Below are 3,200 nucleotides of genomic sequence, written 5' to 3'. Positions count from 1 at the left end.
CGGCGGAAGCAGAAGCCACGGCCGGGGCGGGGAGGGGCGGATCGATTCCGGCCACTTTCGGAAGGTGGGGGGCGCTCATGGCCGTCTGCTCCGCCGGGCCCATGCGGAGACGGCCTCGGGGCCCGCCCCGGAGGGCGTCCGCAGGGCTCCGGCGACCGGCTTCGACCAGCCCGTCGGCCTGCGTGTTCCATGGAATAGCACCGCAAACCCCCTGTCGTGGTGCGCGCTATCGGTGACTCCACATGTACACGCCCCGGTGAGGGGATGTCCAGCATTGGACCAGTGGGAATGATGGTGTCTGAGGGGTTTTGAAGTTGGCCGGAAAATAGTGCTGTGCTCGCCGAATTGCGGTCGACTGGCCGTGCTCGACAGCGCGTCACCGCCACCGCGGTGGGTACGTACTTGAGGAAGGGCAGGGGGAGTTGGGGGCGCCCCGGAACCCGGCGGAACACCCGGGCGTCTTACCCGGCAACGGCCGTGCCCGTCCCCGAGTGGCATGGGGGAACCCATGCCGTGGGCGAGGGGCGTACCGGCCCCAGCACCAAGCGCCATGCGTGCGCCACCCTCCGCCATGTTTCACGCTCGGCCCCAGGCGTGATGCGCTGCGTTGTACGCGCAGTGACCTGTGATCCATGTGGTGCGCCGACGATGAAGCGCGGCGGCGCGTCGAGTGCCGCGCGAACGGCGACCGTAGTGCCATGTAATGCGACACGCGGATGCTGCACCTGCAACGACATGCAGTGCCCTGATGCAACGAATGCAGTGCCCTGACGGCCCTGGTCTCCGACCCGGGCCCACCTTCGGCGTTCACGGAAAGGAACGAGCGCTCATGCGCGAGATCCTCGGAAGGCGACGCAAGCTCTCGCTCCGGCGGCCGGGCCGGTCCGCGGTGGTCACCGCGGCCCTGACCTACGCCACGGAGTGGCAGTGGCCCGTACTCCCCGGTGTGGGCCTCCGGCCCGGCATCGGCCGCGTGCGCGAATGCGGCTGCTCCCACCCGGACTGCGCGGTACCGGGCGCCCACCCCTTCGACCCGGGGCTGCTGGCGGCCACCACGGACGCGCGGATGGTCCGCTGGTGGTGGACCAACCGCCCGGAGGCCCCGGTCGTCCTCGCCACCGGGGGGCGCGCGGCGAGTGCCGTGAGCCTCCCGGCGATCGCCGGGGCGCGCGCGCTGGCGGCCTTCGACCGCGCGGGCGTGCGCCTTGGCCCGGTGGTGGCCACGCCGACGCGCTGGACGCTCCTGGTGGCGCCCTACTCACTGGAGGTGCTCGGCGAACTGCTGCACAGCCAGGAGTGGGTGCCCGGTTCGCTCCGCTTCCACGGCGACGGCGGCTACGTCGTCCTCCCCCCGTCCACCACGGGCCCCGGCCGGGCCCGCTGGGAGCGGGCGCCGCAGCCCGTCGGCGCGTCCTCCGGGCGCGACCGCACGGCACGGCCGTTCGCCAGGGCCGCCGGTGCCGCGGGGGGCAGCGGGGGCGGCGCCGCCGGGGGCACGGCGGCGGGCGCGCGGCCGTGGCTGCCGGACGTGGCCTCGGTGGTGGACGTCCTGGTCGAGCAGAGCGCGGCCACCGGGACGCCGGGCGGCGGCAGCCGGCTGGCGTACTGAGCGGCTCCGGGGGGCTCCGGAGCGATCGGAGACTCGCCGGAACGAACCGCCGGATTGAACGGGCGGGACGAACGGAAAGATCCCGCAAGCCTCGGGCGCGGCTCGCCCGTGGAGCGCGTACGGACGGGAGACGCACGCGCTCTCACTCGTACGGGTGCAAGCCGCGCCGAGAACTGCGGGATTCGGGTGGCGAACGGCGGGGTGCCGGGGGTGACGGCCGCTATGTTCGGGGACCGGGCCTGCGTCGGAAGCGGTGCCGGTCGAACGCCGGTCGTCGCCGGCGGGTTCCGACCGGACGCCGGTAAGGCCGCGCCGGTCCGGCGGGACGCGCTCGAACCGTCCCGCGTCCAGTGTCCGCGGCGAGTCGCAGGTGGTCCCATGGAGCGTGCGTCCGGTGTGCCCGGCGTGTCCCAGCAACGTGCAGCGAATCTCCGGTTGGTCGCGCTCGCGGCCGCGGTGGCGCTCGCCGTCGTCCTGCCGCTCGCGGCGGCGACGGCGGGCCCCGCGGCCCCGGCGGGCCGGCCCGAGGCCGGACCGGAGCGGAAACCGTCCGGGAGCCGTCCGGCGGCCGTCCGGAAGCCCGTGACCCCGGTCGGGAAGGTGACGGACGAGATCCCCCGGGACGCGCTCACGGGGGCGGCCGGCGCCCTGGCGGGCGACGGCTGGAAGGGCGCGGGCGGCTCGTCCTCCCCCGCGCGCCCGGCGGCGCCGGACGAGCCGCCCGCCGTGACCCGCTGCGGTCCCGAACTCGACACCCCCGACGGCCTGGAGGCCCAGACGTGCGTCCTGACCGAAGGCGCGGAGACCTGGGCGCGGACGTACTACCGGAACGGCACCGACGCTCCGGTCACGGGCGTACTGACGCTGATGGCACCGGACGGCGGATCGCTCCAGACGCGCTGTCCGATGCCCGCCACGGACACCCCGGACACCTGTGAGACCCCTCGGCGGCGGACCGTGCGCGGACATGGCGCATATGCGGCGGTCGCGGAGATCGCCTCGGCCGATGGGAAGCTGCTCCTCCGCTCCGGCGGCAACTCGTCGGAGCCCGGAGAGGATTGACGCGGACCTCGTGGAACGCCCGCTTCCGGCGCGCGTCGGCGTTCCGCGGCCCCGCTCGGCCGTTTCCCGGCGGCGCGGAAGGGCCGTGTGGCCGCCTGCCGCCGGCGGGCAGGAGAAACGTCGTGGCCTCGGCCTGCGACGCTCGGAGAGGGAGACCGGGGCGGCCTGAGGGGATTCCCTGGGGGATGTCCGGAGGCCCGCTCCCGGAGACGCCCGGTGATCCACGACGGCGACCGCCGGTATCCGGGCATGGAAGCGCCCGATCGCTGGCGACGGGGGATGCACCAGCGACCGGGCTCCTAGAACGGTAACAAGAGATCGGCGGTTCGCAAATTCGATCGTGGATTTCCGGACGCCGATTTCCGGTCTGACAGCGGGAGTTGTGACAGGAGTCACGCGAGTGGCGGGTTCCGACGCCCGGAACGACGCCGTCCGAGGAAGAAGCGGAGACCGCCAGTCCGCTCGCCGACCGCACGAAACCCCCACCCGACCAACCGCCCTCAGACCCGAAGCACACCCCTCCGGAACG

The 3,200-nt window shown here is 74.0% G+C and carries 2 protein-coding genes; both read left to right on the top strand.

From position 1 onward, the window contains the following. Nucleotides 1–829: 829 nt before the first annotated feature. Nucleotides 830–1,609 carry a bifunctional DNA primase/polymerase gene (locus tag ACSNOK_RS32005; RefSeq protein WP_436784295.1) on the top strand — a complete coding sequence of 260 codons (780 nt, stop codon included), beginning with the start codon at nt 830–832 and terminating at the stop codon, nt 1,607–1,609. 378 nt (nt 1,610–1,987) lie between these two features. Further along, nucleotides 1,988–2,671, top strand: coding sequence for a hypothetical protein (locus ACSNOK_RS32000; RefSeq protein WP_436784294.1), 684 nt, complete (start codon nt 1,988–1,990; stop codon nt 2,669–2,671). Nucleotides 2,672–3,200 lie beyond the last annotated feature (529 nt).

The sequence above is a fragment of the Streptomyces sp. URMC 126 genome (assembly GCF_051386555.1).
In the GTDB taxonomy this organism is placed as follows: Bacteria; Actinomycetota; Actinomycetes; order Streptomycetales; family Streptomycetaceae; genus Streptomyces.
The sequence above is the reverse complement of the archived record's forward strand: the minus strand, read 5'-3'. Positions and strand labels throughout refer to the sequence as shown.